At 64.3% G+C, this 14,003-nt stretch carries 12 protein-coding genes and 3 pseudogenes; 8 read left to right on the top strand and 7 right to left on the bottom strand.

Annotated elements, in window-relative coordinates:
• Positions 1–4: 4 nt before the first annotated feature.
• Positions 5–1,414 (bottom strand): pyridoxal phosphate-dependent decarboxylase family protein, encoded by a 1,410-nt coding sequence (locus OH799_RS18670; RefSeq protein WP_406265563.1) that lies wholly within the window; start codon positions 1,412–1,414, stop codon positions 5–7.
• A 288-nt stretch (positions 1,415–1,702) separates the two neighbouring features.
• Here OH799_RS18670 and OH799_RS18665 point away from each other — a divergent pair.
• A pseudogene (locus tag OH799_RS18665) lies at positions 1,703–1,930 on the top strand (recombinase family protein); the annotation flags it as partial.
• Positions 1,931–1,956: 26 nt separating this feature from the next.
• Here OH799_RS18665 and OH799_RS18660 read toward each other — a convergent pair.
• A pseudogene (locus tag OH799_RS18660) lies at positions 1,957–2,148 on the bottom strand (helix-turn-helix domain-containing protein); the annotation flags it as partial.
• A gap of 307 nt (positions 2,149–2,455) precedes the next feature.
• Here OH799_RS18660 and OH799_RS18655 point away from each other — a divergent pair.
• The 5 genes from OH799_RS18655 to OH799_RS18635 all read left to right on the top strand — a co-directional run bounded on the left by OH799_RS18655 (position 2,456) and on the right by OH799_RS18635 (position 7,000).
• Entirely contained in the window at positions 2,456–2,803 is a 348-nt protein-coding gene (locus tag OH799_RS18655; protein ID WP_406265560.1) for a hypothetical protein, read from the top strand.
• Between the two features lie 450 nt (positions 2,804–3,253).
• The gene (locus tag OH799_RS18650; protein ID WP_406265557.1) at positions 3,254–3,559 is read left to right on the top strand and encodes a hypothetical protein; all 306 of its coding nucleotides are present in this window, start codon (positions 3,254–3,256) and stop codon (positions 3,557–3,559) included.
• Positions 3,560–4,066: 507 nt separating this feature from the next.
• Positions 4,067–5,566, top strand: a complete 1,500-nt coding sequence (istA, locus tag OH799_RS18645) for an IS21 family transposase (protein WP_406265554.1) — start codon at positions 4,067–4,069, stop codon at positions 5,564–5,566.
• Positions 5,563–6,354, top strand: coding sequence for an IS21-like element helper ATPase IstB (gene istB, locus OH799_RS18640; RefSeq protein ID WP_406265551.1), 792 nt, complete (start codon positions 5,563–5,565; stop codon positions 6,352–6,354). The genes istA and istB overlap by 4 nt, the downstream gene beginning before the upstream one ends.
• Before the next feature lie 229 nt (positions 6,355–6,583).
• Entirely contained in the window at positions 6,584–7,000 is a 417-nt protein-coding gene (locus OH799_RS18635) for a hypothetical protein (RefSeq protein ID WP_406265547.1), read from the top strand.
• Here the strand turns inward: OH799_RS18635 and OH799_RS18630 are convergent.
• Positions 6,989–7,794 (bottom strand): IS5 family transposase gene (locus OH799_RS18630; RefSeq protein ID WP_406281853.1). Its coding sequence is split into 2 segments (ribosomal slippage): positions 6,989–7,450 and positions 7,453–7,794, totalling 804 coding nucleotides; the frame shifts between segments, so codons are not numbered across the junction. The genes OH799_RS18635 and OH799_RS18630 overlap by 12 nt on opposite strands.
• A gap of 125 nt (positions 7,795–7,919) precedes the next feature.
• Here OH799_RS18630 and OH799_RS18625 point away from each other — a divergent pair.
• Entirely contained in the window at positions 7,920–8,162 is a 243-nt protein-coding gene (locus OH799_RS18625; RefSeq protein WP_406265544.1) for a hypothetical protein, read from the top strand.
• A 298-nt stretch (positions 8,163–8,460) separates the two neighbouring features.
• Here the strand turns inward: OH799_RS18625 and OH799_RS18620 are convergent.
• The 3 genes and pseudogenes from OH799_RS18620 to OH799_RS18610 all read right to left on the bottom strand — a co-directional run.
• A pseudogene (locus tag OH799_RS18620) lies at positions 8,461–9,550 on the bottom strand (DUF4158 domain-containing protein); the annotation flags it as partial.
• A 98-nt stretch (positions 9,551–9,648) separates the two neighbouring features.
• Entirely contained in the window at positions 9,649–10,563 is a 915-nt protein-coding gene (locus tag OH799_RS18615; RefSeq protein ID WP_406265541.1) for a helix-turn-helix domain-containing protein, read from the bottom strand.
• A gap of 782 nt (positions 10,564–11,345) precedes the next feature.
• On the bottom strand, positions 11,346–12,476 hold the full coding sequence (locus OH799_RS18610) for a Gfo/Idh/MocA family protein (RefSeq protein ID WP_406265538.1): 1,131 nt from the start codon (positions 12,474–12,476) through the stop codon (positions 11,346–11,348).
• Positions 12,477–12,579: 103 nt separating this feature from the next.
• On the opposite strand from OH799_RS18610, the gene OH799_RS18605 reads away from it, so the two are divergent.
• A complete protein-coding gene (locus OH799_RS18605) occupies positions 12,580–13,188 on the top strand; it encodes a TetR/AcrR family transcriptional regulator (RefSeq protein WP_406265535.1) in 609 nt (202 codons plus the stop codon).
• Here the strand turns inward: OH799_RS18605 and fabG are convergent.
• Entirely contained in the window at positions 13,185–13,952 is a 768-nt protein-coding gene (gene fabG / locus OH799_RS18600; RefSeq protein WP_406265532.1) for a 3-oxoacyl-ACP reductase FabG, read from the bottom strand. The two genes, OH799_RS18605 and fabG, sit on opposite strands and share 4 nt — an antisense overlap.
• Positions 13,953–14,003 lie beyond the last annotated feature (51 nt).

The raw sequence follows: 14,003 nt of genomic DNA, 5'->3' as shown, positions 1-14,003 counted from the left end.
TCTCTTACGAGCGGTCGATTTCGGTCAGAGCAGTGGCAACGGCTTCGATGGTTCTGTCGACGTCGAGTTCGGTTGTGCGGTGGCTGACCACCGAGATACGCATGGCACGTTGGCCATTGAACGTGGTGGCACCGAACCAGGCAGTCCCGTTGTGCTGGACGCGGTCGACGACACGATCGGTGCGGTCGGCGCCGTCGCGGTCGATGAAGCGGACGAGGCCCTGATTGAGCTGCGGTTCGTGCACGATTTCGACGCCGGGAAGCGTGCCGATAGCGGCAGTCAGCCGACGGGCGTGTGTGCAGCAGTCGTCGATGATCTTTGCGATGCCGGAGCGTCCGAGAGAACGTATTGCGGCATAGACAGCGAACCCGCGGCCTCGGCGCGACCATTCGGGGTTGTAGTCGATCTGGTCCCGCGGCGGCGTGTCGGCCTCGGGATCGGCGGCGTGGATGAGGTAACTGGCTGTGATGGACAAAGCGGCTCTGTGGTGAGCGGGGTGGGCAGTGAAAACCAATCCGCAGTCGAACGGAACATTGAGCCACTTGTGGGCGTCGGTCACCCAGGAATCAGCGTTCTCGATGCCTGCGACCAAGTGCCGATGGCGTCGGCTTGCCGCTGCCCACAGACCATAGGCGCCATCGACGTGCACCCAGGCGCCGTAATCATGGGCAATTCGGCAAGCCTCGTCGAAGTCGTCGAACGAGCCGGTATTGATTTCCCCGGCCTGTAGGCACACGATCGTCGGTCCATCGACGGCCTTCAGATACCCGGCCAAAACGTTCACATCGAGGCGACCATCGGCACTGGCTGCGACTGTGGTGATCGCTTCTGTGCCAACACCCAGCAGACGAACGGCGCGATCGATCGAACCGTGCTGCTGGCCGCCGGTGATGATCCGCAGTGCCGGTGCACCCGCGAGCCCTCGGCGCTCGACATCCCAGTCCCGCTCGGCGAGCAACTTGTTGCGGGCGGCGGCCAGCGCCGTGACGTGACCCATCTGCGATCCCGTGACCAGCGCGAACGAGGCTTGCTCAGGCAATCCGAGCAAGTCTTTCAACCACACTCCGCAGACCTCCTCGACCACCGCCTCCGCAGGTGCACACGAGTACAGCGCGGCATTCTGATCCCACGCCGAGGTCAACCAGTCCGCAGCCAAAGCGGCGGGCACCGAGCCACCGATCACCCAACCGAAGAAACGTCCCCCCGAACTACCCAGCAACCCGGGATCTGCGTCTCGCACCAACTCACCTATCACCTGAGAAGGCTCGGTCGGCTCATCAGTCAACTCGTACCACAGCCTTCCACGCAGTTCCGCGACGCCGGCATTGACCGGTACCGGCCGCGTATCCAACCCATCGAGGAAATCGGCAGCGAACCCAGCTGTATCCCGCAACAACTCTCGCAACGTAGTCACCGATGCAGTGTGCATCGCGAAACCAAGAACATCTCGCGGAAAATGGCCCTCGCAGGACTGGATCTACACGGCATCACACACCTCCGGTGGGGCGCCGACCGCGACGTCTGTTACCGGCCCATCGCTGGGCCCAGGCCCTCGAATCCACTGAGACCGTGCACAAACGGGCCCGACCCCACACCCCCATCGACGGGAGGACGAACGCAATAAGCGGCGCTTTGGCCAGAGTGGGCCTACCTCCGCGAACGGGACGCTGTCGGTGCGCATTTGGGGTATCGCCTGGTCGGCATGGGTATCTGGGGTACGGTCGATCAGAACACCGTCAGGCAGCTCGACGGGATCGAGGTCGAGCGCATCTTCATCGACAAGGCCTCCGGCAAGGACACCACACACCCGCAGCTGGAGGAGCTGATCGGGTTCGTCCGCGACGGCGACACCGTGATCGTGCATTCCATGGATCGCCTGGCCCGCAATCTCGATGATCTGCGGCAGTTGGTGCGCACCCCTGACCGGCGACAATTCGCTGGCCAGGACGTGGCAGCGTCGAGCCGCAAGTACGCGTAGACGGTTTCGCGGCTGACGCCGAACTCCTTGGCCAGCGCCGCTTTCGACTCCCCGCCGGCCGCCCGGACACGCAACTGGGCGGCCTGCTCGGCGGTGAGCGTTGGTTTGCGGCCGGTGTAGGCGCCGCGGGCCTTCGCCGCCGCGATGCCCTCACGCTTCGTGTTGCGAATGCCGGTGGAGCCGTCGGGGATCAGTCAGTGTCTGTTCAATCGGTGCGCCGATCTGACGTCACCATGCGTCGCACTCCGGAAGCGAGACTTCGCAGAATTCACCCGTATCGGGTGAGTTGGGTCTGGGTCAGCTGCTCATACGCTCACTGTGCGAACGAGAAGAGTTTTGGAGCCGCCGCGCTGGTCACTGTTCTCGGTGATCTGACCGGTCGGCTCGGATATCAGGCAGCGTGAGCTTCGGCGATCCGATCGGGCTCGCGTGGACCCGACTACCTGCGCGGTCAGCGCATCGACTGTTGGAGGGCACATGACCAGAATGGAAATGCCGGTCAAGCAAATGACCGTGTCTATGTCCGAGGCCAAAGAGCCTGTTGAGCGGAGCTTGGGCTCGTACACGCTGCACAACGACACCGATTCCCACGCCTCGATCTACATCAGCGACGGGCGGCAGGGCTATCCGAAGCACCTCATCACGTTGGCTCCTGGTGCTACCAGCGACTCCTTCGATGACGGCTCCTGGGCAGCCCTGTTGTGGATAGAGAGCGGCTACCATCAGCAGATCCAGTGGCATCCTGACAGCTTTATGTTCACCGGCTACTACCAGGCCGCGCTGACCCTGCGGCCGAACCAGAACAACGTGAGTTCCTTCGCCTGATCCGAGAGTTTCGAGGCGGACTGGTGTTCCGGCGGGAGGTGCCGCCCGCGCCCGCCGGAACGCTGTTCGCTCCGACACTCGGGGTGGTTCCTCCGGCGGCGGCCTGGGATGTCGAGAACCGATCGGTTGATGGACACAGCTGCGACGACCTGGTCGTCCTTCGGACGATGCAATTGAGATCCGGTTGGGCAACCCATCCAAATGGGCGTTTCCCGCCAGCGCCGAAGATTCGAGGCAACGATCGTTTAAGAGACCCTTCGTGGCGGCTGGTCACCGCGGCAGCCTCTCGCCTTGCGGCGGGCTGGACACCGCGATGGCACTGAGGACTGGACCGCGTCAGGCATCGGGCACCAAAACCAATGCGACACCGTGCATTTCGCTGTGAGCGGAAGAACTGTAGGGCAGCTGCCTCTCCGGAAGGAATCACCAGCACACCGATAGGAGATGAGAATGACTCAGCAAAGCAGCGAGATCACCGAAGTCGAGCGCGCAGCACAGAATGAAGCGAAAGCGATCCTCACGAACATTCTGTCGTCCCTGTTCTCACCGCCGGTGCCGGAGGGGGCAGAGGGTGGCTACGACGGTCCGTTTCCCAACAACCCCGCAGTGAAAGGCCACCCGGAGGTCCAAGCGGCCCTGATGGACATGGTCCGCAAGGGCACCATGTGGAAACTCGTCGGCCTCTGCTGGGGCCATGCCAACGACCGGGATGGGGGCCTTCTGGCGGCTCTGCGGCAATTGGGCTACAAGGTCTGACCAGCGGGACCCACACTGGTCCTGGTTCGCTCGGCACTACCGCAGCGTCCACGAATACGAACCGCGCTTGTCCGTTGATTTCGACGGCAGTGGCGGCTTGTTGGGGTCGCCGCAGCATCGGCCGAATTCTGGACGGATATGGGGCCTACGCACGGGATGCCCGGAAGTCGGTCGTGAAACACGTTTGGTTCACCGGCGCTTTGTGCTGGATGAACTCTTCCAGCTGCTGCTGAACCCATTCGACGCTGATGCATCGATCCGGTGCTGAGCCGAGGTAGTTGCCTCTTTTGCCGAGATTTGAACCCATGTCTGGCGCGAAATGCGACGATAACGACTGTTGTCCATGGCCGTGACAAAGTCCCCGCTGGTGGCTGGTTGTAGGTCGCCGCTGGCGGCCAGGTAGAAGTCCCCATTCCTCTTGCTCGTCGTGTCATGCCCGGAGCTCATGGCCTGGGCGGTGACGGTGATAGCGCCAACTGTCATTCCGTCACTGCCCAGGGAGTTCCATTGAAGTCTGCGAGGGAGCGAATGGACATCATTTCCGCCTATCGAGAGGTCGGAACCTATCGGGGGGCCGCCGAGCTGTGCGGCACCACGCACAAGACGGTGAAACGGGTCGTCGAGCGTGTCGAGGCCGGCGGCCGGCCGCCGGAGCGGGCACCGCGGTCCCGAAATTACGACTCGGTGCAGGATCTGGTCGCCGAACGGGTCGCCAAGTCGAAGGGCCGGATCTCGGCCAAGCGGCTGTTACCGGCCGCTCGCGCTGCCGGTTACGAGGGGTCGCCACGGAATTTCCGGCGCCTGGTGTCGGAGCAGAAAGCGTTGTGGCGCAAGGATAATCATCGGGGTCGTCGTCCGGCGGTGTGGTCGGCGGGTGAGTATCTGGTGATCGATTGGGCCGAGGCCGCGCCTGGGTTGCAGCTGTTTTGTGCGGTGCTGGCGTTCTCGCGGTGGCGGTTCACCGCGTTCGCCACCGACCAGAAACAGTCGACCACCCTGGCCATGCTCGCCGAAGCGTTCACCGCGATCGGCGGCGTCCCCGCCCGGGTGCTCGCCGACCGGATGGGCTGCCTGAAGGGCGGGGTGGTCGCGAACGTGGTCGTCCCGACACCCGAATACGTTCGGTTCGCAACACATTACGGTTTTCGTCCCGACTGGTGTCACGGCAGCGATCCGCAGTCCAAGGGCATCGTGGAGAACCTGTGTGGCTATGCCCAGCGGGATCTGGCGGTCCCGCTGCTGACCGAGGCCGCGATGACCGGGACGGCCGTGAGCCTGCGCGAGGCCAACGCGGCGGCGAGGACCTGGTGCGCGGAGGTGAACTCGCTGGTGCATTCGGAGATCTGTGCCGTCCCCGACGAACGCCTGGTCGTCGAGCGGGAGTTGTTGCGGGGATTGCCGTCGCTGCGGCTCGAGGTCGGTGCACCGGCGGTGACGCGCACGGTCGACCGGCTCTCGTGTGTGCGTTACGGGTCGGCCCGCTACTCGGTGCCGACCCGCCTGATCGGTGAGAAAGTGCAGATCGTCCTCGACTGCGGCGCGCTGCTGGTGCTCGAACCGGCGACCGGGGTGATCGTGGCCGAGCACGAACTCGTCGCTCCCGGTGACGCGTCGATCCTCGATGACCACTACGACGGGCCCCGGCCCGCGCCCAACCGCGGGCCGCGTCCGAAAACCACTGCAGAACAGCAGTTCTGCGCCCTCGGGCCGGACGCGGAAGCGTTCCTGGTCGGCGCGGCCGCGATCGGCAACACCCGCCTCGGCGCCGAGTTGGAGATCCTGCTCGCGCTCGGCGCCGCCCACGGCGAAGCCGCGCTGGTCGCGGCGTTGCGGCGGGCGGTCGCGTTCGGGCGGTTCCGCGCCGCCGACGTCCGCTCCATCCTCGCCGCTGGCACCGGCACCCCGCAGCCGCGGGGGGCCGGTGACGCGCTGGTGCTGGACCTGCCCACCGCACCGATCCGGTCCCTGGATGCCTACAAGATCACTCGTGACGGGAGCGCCTCGTGACCACAGCTCGATCGAAAATCGTCGCTCCCAAGCCGATTCCGGAACTCGCCGCCGATCTCGACGCTGGGCTGCGGCGGTTGAAGCTGGCCACGGTCCGGCGCACCGCGCCGGAGGTGCTGGCGGTCGCGAAAACCCAGCGCTGGACACCGGAAGAGGTGCTGCGGACTCTGATCGAGGCCGAGTTGGCTGCCCGCGACGCCTCCAACGCGGCCAACCGGCTCAAGGCCGCCGCGTTCCCGGTGACCAAGACTCTCGACAGCTTCGACGTGTCGGCGTCGTCGATCCCGCAAGCCACCTTCGACTACCTGTCGAGTCTGGAATGGGTTCGCGCGCAACACAATCTCGCGATTATCGGTCCACCGGGGACAGGCAAGAGCCACACCCTGATCGGGCTCGGCCACGCTGCGGTCACCGCCGGCCACAAGGTCCGCTACTTCACCGCCGCCGATGTAGTCGACACCCTCTACCGCGGCCTGGCAGACAACACCGTCGGCCGAATCATCGACACCCTGCTGCGCGCGGACCTCGTGATCCTCGACGAGATCGGGTTCGCGCCACTGGACGACACCGGCACCCAGCTGCTGTTCCGGCTGGTCGCAGCCGCCTACGAACGCCGCTCGCTGGCCGTCGCGTCGCACTGGCCGTTCGAGCAATGGGGCCGGTTCCTGCCCGAACACACCACCGCCGCCAGCATCCTCGACCGGCTCCTGCACCACGCCACCGTCGTCATCACCGACGGCGACTCCTACCGCATGAAACACCGCAACAAACGAGGTGACCGCCCCTGAACTAACCACCCCACCCCCAGCAAAGGGGTGGGGACTTCAACCCCGGCCACCAGCGGCGACCTGAAAGTGGCCATTGACAACTGTCACAACTCCATTCGCTCGATGTCCAACGCCGAACACAAAGGACAGTCCCCGAGGTCGCCCGGCCTCGGAAGCAGTCCGCACACCGACCGGCCAGCGGCAGCGCTACGGCCCGCGGTGATCAACCGTTCGAGACGAAGGAGATCACATGCCCGACCAGTACGCGCCTCTCGACGAAACCGGCAGGGCTCCCGAGCCGGTGACTCCCGACCTCTCCGCGGCGGCCGAGACCTACGAATCGGGCGCCGCTTCCAACGGATACCTCCAATTCCGCCATCGCAACGTCAAGCGCCCGCTCAAAGGTGGACAGCGGTTTCTGCTGTACTGGAACCCCCAGGGCAACAGCTGGTTCTATCCCATGGGCGTGGAGAGCCACTTGGATTTCAGCCCTAAGGATGAGGTGGCCAGAGCCGATGTGCTGGAGTTCATGTTCGATCCGGGTAGCGACAAGTGGGATCAAAACCTCACCGCAGGCGACATCAAGGGCTCGATCCTGTTCTGCGGGAGACGAAGAGACGAATGGCGGAATCCGGCACAGCGCTTAGACAATGTCTCATGTGGTTGATTTCGCGAGTTTCTTATAGCAGGTCAGTGTCGCGGCGAGGGTGAGGAAGGCGAGGAAGTGGGTGGCCTTGTGGTCGTAGCGGATGTTGAGGCGGTGGTAGCCGGTCAACCAGGAGATCGTGCGCTCGATCACCCACCGGTGGCGTCCGAGGCGCTGGGAGGATTCGATGCCTTTGCGGGCGATGCGGACGCCGATGCCGCGGTCTCGCACCCATTGCCGGAGTTCGGCCGTGTCGTATGCCTTGTCGGCGTGCAGCTTACCGGGTTTGCGTCGGCGCGGACCGCGCCGCGACCGGATGGCTGGGACCGCTTTAACCAGCGGCCGCAGCGCTTCGGCGTCGTTGGTGTTGGCCGCCGAAACACCCACCGACAGAGGGATTCCCGCGCGGTCGGACAGGACGTGAAGCTTCGAGCCGGGCTTGCCGCGATCGACTGGGCTCGGACCGGTCAAAGGTCCCCCTTTTTCGCCCGAACACTCGCTGCGTCGATCACCGCCCGCGACCAGTCGATCAAGCCTCGGCTGCCCAGCTCGTCCAGGACGGCGTTGTGTAAACGCCGCCACAGTCCGGCCTCGGTCCACACGCTGAACCGGCGGTGCGCCGTGGGCACCGTAACCCCGAACGACGGCGGCAGCATCCGCCACGCACAACCACTGACCAGCACGAACACCACCGCCGTGAACACTGCACGCTCGTCGGCCGGGGCGGTGCCACCACCCTGCGGACGCGCAGTGAACTCCGGAAGCAACGGCTCTACCAAAGCCCACAACTCGTCCGGAACAAGACGTTTCGACAACTCATCGACCACGAGTCGAACATCATGCAGCACAGCCGATTCCGGCACAACACAAACCAATCACAACCACGTAAGACACAGTCTTAGGGCAGAACTTCTACATCAGCCGGGGCAGCGGCGACCCTATGCGTGTCGTCGAACGCTGCAACGTCTACGACGACCAGATCCGATTCGCGTTGCGGATGGACATCGCCCACCGCGGTGACGCCTGGATCTCCGACCAGCACACCACCGGAAGCGTTCGAATGCAGGACAAGGTCGAGCGCAGGGCCTACATGGTGGCTGTCCACTACGGCGATGGCTGGGACCCGTTCGGATCGGAAACCACATTCAGGAAACGCAGCTGGAGCGACCTGGTCGACGGATAAGACGCCCGGACCACCTCCCCACCACCCCACTTCGCCGTCTCGTTTTGAAGGTGTTCGGTCCCGGCCCGAACCGGTTGTCTCGACCACCCTTGATTCGGCCAGTGGGGTCCAAGTCCGTCAGATCTGGCGGAAAGCCTTACCGCACACAATTTCCGGAGTCGTCGCACTCCGGTAAGAGTCGTTTCCCCAGGTCGGCATTAAGGGTTACCGCACGTAGTCGGAACCTATGCGCGGTCACCGCTTAGCGCCGGTTTTCGCAGAAATGGGCTGGCCACCGGGAAACCTGCTGTTCAGAACGTTGCTCCCAGCCGATCTTCTCGCCGCGGATCAGCGCGCCGATCTCCTCATCGGCCACCGCCGGGTCGGTGACGATTTCCAGGAGGTCATCGAGCAGGGCTTGGCGATCCTCCCCGGACTTGCCGCGCTCGGCCAGCTCTTGCTGCATCTTGCGTTCGGCGGCACCGAATTTCGCCGAGATCGCCTGATCGAACAACGCCACGACCTCGTCGAGCACGTCGGTGCCGGACTGGGCGAGCACGGTGAGCAGGATCGGATACCGGCCGGCGCTGCGGGTCGCGGCGTTCGAGGGCTTGCGGGGTCAGCCGGCGGCCCATGCCCGCCAGCAACCGGCGCCGCTCAGCGGGCAGCACCGACATATCCAGGCGATCAGCACCCAGGCCGCGCAGAAACGCCAGCTTGTCGACCTCGGCGCGCACCGCGGCCGCCGAGGCCTCCACCGGCCCGGTCGACAGCCACCGCAACCGCGAGATCCCCAGCGAGGCATCGGTCACCAGCAGCGCGTCCAGCTCCCCGCAGCGGGGCGGTGTGAACTCGTGGGCCAAGCGGGCATAGGTCTCGCGCTGGGCCTGTTCTCTGGAGTGCGCGACGCGCCGGACCAGGGTGTCGGGGCTGGGCCGGATCACCCGCGCCGAGATCAGGTACTCGCGTGCCAACCGGAACAGCAGGGTCGGGGAATCGTGCTCCATCGCCCGCGCGAGCAGGAATTCGTCGAGTTCCTTGAACTCCATCGTCACCGCCGAGCGCCAGCCCGGGTATCGCGCGACCAGCCGCACGTGCTCGGTGCGGGTCTGGGCGCGGCGGCCGTAGGAACCGATCTCGGTGCTGTCGATCTTCAGCTGCTCGGCCAGCCGTGCCACCGCCACCGGCGGGGCGGTCACCACGCGATCAGGCACGAACGCCAGCCTTGGCAGCGTGCACAACGCGATCGCGATACCCAGCCGATCGGCCGGACCGCGGCCGCGCCCAGGATCGCTGAACGCGGCATCGGCCGGGCTCAGCGTGAAGTACCGGAACAACTCCTCGCGGCTGATCTCCGGGAATCCCCGCAGACGTTCGAGTTCTTCGTCTGCGAACACCCGCGTCGCCACGAACTCTCACCTCCAGCGCCGATCAACAACATCGGCAAGCCAAGCACCAACCAGTCCGACCCGCACCCCGAACGTGGAAACTGCCTACCAGCAAGGCATTAGGCCATATCCGTTGTTTTTTGCGCGGTTACTACCGGGACCCCGGCCAGCGGCATGACCCGTCTATTTCGGCAGCGCTGAATGTATCCGGTAGGTGTTACACCGCTGAACTTCCGAAAGTCGCGGTTGAGATGCGATTGGTCCGCGTAACCACACTCGGCCGCGATCTCGTGCAGTGGAATCCTGGATTGCTTGACGAGAAGATCGCGGGCGCGGTCGAAACGAATGATCCGTGCTGCTGTTTTCGGAGTAAGGCCGATTTGTCGGGTGAACTTTGTTATGAGGTGTTTATGACTCCATCCCACCTCGTCCGCAATCCAGGAAATCGGTGCCATCCCCCCGGAGCTCGTCAGCAGCATCCATGCTCGGCGAATTTCTGGGAGTACGTGTGGAAGTGATTGGAAACTGTTGAGCAGAAAGTTGTCGAGGAGTTCGAATCGGCCACTCCACGTCGGCTCGTCACGGATTCGACCCACCAGCTCGCGGCCACCTGGCCCTAGGGCATCACCGAGGTCGGTGATAGGTTCGTGCAGTTTGATATCGCGAGTGCCGCGCAACCTGTAAGCCGCAAGGGGGTCCAGCCACAGTTCCAGATACGATGCGGCGAAGGAGCTGTCGAGTGTCACCGGCGAATCCCTCGGCCTGATAACGAATTCAGCCGGGTAACAAGCCGTTCCCTTCAGGTTCACAACGATCAGCACCGCGGTGGTGGCCGCGAAAACAATTCCTACACCTTTATCTGGATGCCCCTGGTGGACCGCGTAGTCTCGCACCATCATCGGCGCTAGTTTTCGATGTGGAGACGCGGTAATTTGAGGTGATCGGAACTCTTCTGGCCGGCCACGGAATAGTCGCGGTGCTCGATGGGGTGCAACATACTTTTCGGCAACGTTATCAGGATCGGTTGCCAACACGAAATACTCCTTTGAGTCGGTTCTTGTACCGAGTACTATGATTCAGAACCCCCACTCTCCGATCCTGGATTGACGGGAAGCGGCAGATGCTCGCCGACAGATTCTTATCGAGTCGCAAGAACGGCAGTGAGCTGTGACCATTTAGCCATGGCTCCTCGCGGGCGTATAGGACTATTTTCACCAAAGTTGGGGCAGTGGTATACCCCACTCCAGAATTCTTTGTAGAATGCGAATTCAAGCGCGTAACGGTACGCCAGTGGAATTGGAGTGTTGTGGCGGCGAGTTCTCGACTCGGGTTCGGCCGCACTTGGACTATACGGTGCGTGTCGGCCCGGTGGATGATGGCGGGAAGCCATCATAGCCACACCCCCAACGGTACGGGCAGCAGTCCCTTCCGGCGCTCTTGCGGGTGATTCTCCGGAGCCTGTACAAGCCCCTGGGCTGCACTGGTCGGACTGTGTTTCACCCCCGGTCGCCACTGCAGCGCCGAGGGTTCCCGGTGCGGCTGCTCATCGGAGCAGCTCCCGCTCATCATGTCCACTCTCTCAGGCTGGCTCAGTCATCGAGTCTGCGCATCGGTGTGGAATAGGTAGGGCCTTCGGTGTCGAGGTTGAACGGTGCGGGGTGGCCGGGTTCTTTCGCCGGTCGGGTAAGGTCGAGGCCTGGCGAGCAGGGCGGCTGGAGGCCGATCTGAGTGGGCGCCTGTTCCGCCGATCCGGTCTTCGATTGGTGGCTCGCATTCCTACCTGCGCATCCAGCCGACCTTTCCCGTCCGAGCAGGTTTATTCAAGGGTGATTGCTCGGCGGCTCCCGGTCGCGGAAGCGTACTCGATGGCGTCGAGCAGGTGATGCTGGCGCAGCCCGATGGCGAAGTCCGGCTGTGCCGCCCGGCCTTCGGTGATGGCGCTGGCGGTCTCGCGGTAGATACCGGCCACGTGTGCGGTAGGCCCCGACGGCAGGGTCGCCGGTGCCGTGCGGTACACGTCGGGCACCGTGAGCCTGCTGATATGTCCATCCACGGTCCGTAAGCGGATATTCCAGTCGGCCCAGTGCAGGTACATCCCAGTCTGTACCGGTGTCACTGTGATCGTGCCTTCCGAACCTCGGATGTGGAGGTAGAACCCATCGGGCTGATCGTCGTGGCCGCCGTGGAGGGTTAGTGCGACCAGCCCGCCGTCGGCCAGTCGACCCGCCAGAGCCAGCTGACCAGCCTGCGAGTTGGCAATGCGCTGCCCGGTTTCGAGCACGGTGATGGTCTCGTGCAGGTTGGTGAGTTCCGCGGATACCTCGACCAGCCCTCCGGCAAGGTGTTCCACTGTTGCCAGCACGTGGCCGGCCATGATGGTGAGCAGGCCGCTACCCTTGGTCGGGTCGATGGTCCATGCGAGGTTTTGCGGAATGCTGCTGCCGCCGAAGGGGTCCCCGGCTGCGATGATCGTGACGGAGGCGATTCCGCCGATCCGGCCTGCCGCGAGCAAATCTTTGACGTAGTTGACCGACGGCGAGTAGTAACCCTGTAGCACGACGGTGTTGACGACGCCGGCTGTCTGCGCAGCGGCTGTCAGCTCCGTCGCTTCGGCGGTGCCGGCACCCAGAGGCCATTCACATACGACGTGCTTACCGGCGGCGAGGGCTGCGCGAACAATATCCGCCTGTCCGGATGATTTGACTGCGGCGACGACGAGATCCACCTCGGTGTGTGCGACGAGTTCGTCGCTGTTGGTGAAGGCCAGTCGAGCTCCGGTGGCGGCGGCGGCCGCTGCGGCCGACTCGGCCCGAGTGGTCGCCACCGCTGTGATCACGAATTCCCGCAATTGGGCGAGAGCGGGTAGATGGGTCGCGGCGGCCCAACTCCCTGCGGGATTCGCGCCGACGATACCGACGCGGATCGGATCCGGAACAAGACCGGGCATAGCGGGCCTCCTAGATATGTACCATTCGGTAAGAAACTATCGGGCTCGCGCCGACCAGGTCAAGGAGTAAAGTACCGATAGGTAAAAAACTGGGAGGTCAACCATGCCGGGAGGTCGGCCACGGGCCTTCGACATCGATGCCGCACTGGATCGCGCGCTGGCTGTGTTCTGGCGACACGGATACGAAGGCGCCGCACTGTCGGAACTGACAGCGGCGATGGGAATCAACCGGCCGAGCATGTATGCCACCTTCGGCAACAAGGCGGAACTGTTCGGCATTGTGCTGGACCGGTATATCGCCGGCCCAGGCAGCTACGCTGCCGAAGCGCTACGGCTCTCATCCGCCAGGGAAGTCGCGGCAGCTCTGCTGTACGGCGCGATCGAACTGACCACCAGCAGCAGTGCACCCGGCTGCCTGTCCGTGCGAAGTGTGCAAGTCTGTGGTCCGGACGCCGAACCGAGCCGCGCACAGGCGCTCGCCCGACGGCTCGCCGCCGAGGCTGCCCTGCGCCTGCGACTCGATCAGGCACACGCCGACGGCGACCTACCCCACGACAGCGACCCCGGCGACTTGGCCCGATTCCTCATGACCGTCTCCGACGGCATCGCCGTCCAGGCAGTCGCTGGCACGTCGCCCGATCAACTCCGCAGGATCGTGGAGATCGCGTTGCAGGCGTGGCCTCCACCAACACGTCAGCCGTCCGGCGGCTAGCCTCCGAGCGATTCGGGGAGTACCTGACCACCGTCCACGACCAGCGTCTGCCCGGTGATATACCCAGCCTGATCGGAGGCGAGAAACAACGCGGCTTGTCCGATCTCGTCGATGGTGGCCAACCGGCCGAGGGGAATCGTGCGGGCCATCTCGTCGACATACGCTTGACCGAGCTCTTCGACACCTTCCGTCAACACATTGCCGGGCAGCACGGCGTTGATGGTGATACCGTCGGCGGCCAACTCCAGCGCAGCCGAACGCACGAACCCGAGCTGCCCGGCTTTGCTGGCCGCGTAGTGCGACCAGCCGGGATATCCGGTAATCGCACCGGTGATCGACGACGTGACCACGACTCGGCCGCGGCCACTGCGTTTGAGGGCGTCCAGGCACGCGACGACGGTAAGGATGGTTCCGCGCAGGTTGACGTTCAGCACCGCATCGATGTCTTCGGCGGTGAGTTCGACCAGGGGCCGCCCGGGAAAGATCCCGGCATTGCAGCACAGCACATCGATACCACCGAGGATCTGCTCGGCGTCCCGCGCACTACGCCGAATGTCGTCCGGATCGGCAACGTCGGCGACAATGCCGGTGACGGTGCCGCCGGTGGCATCTCGGATACCTGTCTCGGTGGTTTCGAGCGCCTCGCGGTGCCGACCCGTAATGACGACATGCGCGCCCGCTCGCGCGAATTCGGTGGCAATTCCTTTACCGATACCTTTGCTGGCGCCGGTGACAAGGACACGACGGCCGTGCATAGCGGTCATGAGATTCTCCCTCGAGCGGGTGTGGTGATGAGGTGGCGCTCGGCCGATGCC

This window comes from Nocardia sp. NBC_00881 (assembly GCF_045207455.1).
Lineage (GTDB): Bacteria > Actinomycetota > Actinomycetes > Mycobacteriales > Mycobacteriaceae > Nocardia.
Note: the sequence above shows the minus strand (reverse complement) of the source record. Positions and strands in the feature narration are given on the sequence as shown.

Excerpts from the sequence above, each read along its gene's own strand:
- OH799_RS18655 (WP_406265560.1), top strand. The coding sequence starts at position 2,456 with ATGACCAGAATGGAAATGCCGGTCAAGCAAATGACCGTGTCTATGTCC.
- OH799_RS18650 (WP_406265557.1), top strand. The coding sequence starts at position 3,254 with ATGACTCAGCAAAGCAGCGAGATCACCGAAGTCGAGCGCGCAGCACAG.
- OH799_RS18635 (WP_406265547.1), top strand. The coding sequence starts at position 6,584 with ATGCCCGACCAGTACGCGCCTCTCGACGAAACCGGCAGGGCTCCCGAG.
- OH799_RS18625 (WP_406265544.1), top strand. The coding sequence starts at position 7,920 with ATGCGTGTCGTCGAACGCTGCAACGTCTACGACGACCAGATCCGATTC.
- OH799_RS18610 (WP_406265538.1), bottom strand. The coding sequence starts at position 12,476 with ATGCCCGGTCTTGTTCCGGATCCGATCCGCGTCGGTATCGTCGGCGCG.
- OH799_RS18605 (WP_406265535.1), top strand. The coding sequence starts at position 12,580 with ATGCCGGGAGGTCGGCCACGGGCCTTCGACATCGATGCCGCACTGGAT.
- fabG (WP_406265532.1), bottom strand. The coding sequence starts at position 13,952 with ATGACCGCTATGCACGGCCGTCGTGTCCTTGTCACCGGCGCCAGCAAA.